This window comes from Helicobacter sp. MIT 14-3879 (genome assembly GCF_003364125.1).
This window is the reverse complement of the sequence record NZ_NXLP01000208.1, coordinates 1-440: the sequence shown is the minus strand read 5'-3', so window position 1 is coordinate 440 and position 440 is coordinate 1. Positions and strand designations below refer to the sequence as shown.

Sequence of the window (440 nt, the reverse complement as noted above, 5' to 3'; positions counted from 1 at the left end):
ACCATTCATAACCCTTGCCTATATGCCTAAATTTCATTTACTCCTTGCTATCATCATTTGCTAAAGCTATTCTCCTAATATCATTTGCTCTATTTCTTTATAAAATCCTATATCTATGATTAGCATCAAGAAAGCGGTGTAGAAGCAAACTCTGCGAAAGTTATTATTATCTATTAGAATTTTATCTCATCTACTATCTTAACTCATCTATGTGATTTATGCTAAAGGTAGGGATTTTCTATACTCCTCTCTTATCTCATTTAGCAAGATTTTAGATTCTCCCCTCTTTGCTTCCCAATACATAAAGCCATTGAGACGCTTTGCCTTAGTGTTTTTAAGGTGGGCTGCAAGAGTGTGTATATCATAAATTTGTCCTTGAAATTCTAGCTTACCCTCGCTTGTGAGATAGGCTTGAAATGCGGTATTTTTAAGGTGGAGTT

At 34.5% G+C, this 440-nt stretch carries 1 pseudogene; it reads right to left on the bottom strand.

Annotated features, from left to right (window positions below):
• Positions 1 to 216: 216 nt before the first annotated feature.
• Positions 217 to 440 (bottom strand): annotated as a pseudogene (locus CQA44_RS12960) (site-specific DNA-methyltransferase); the annotation flags it as partial.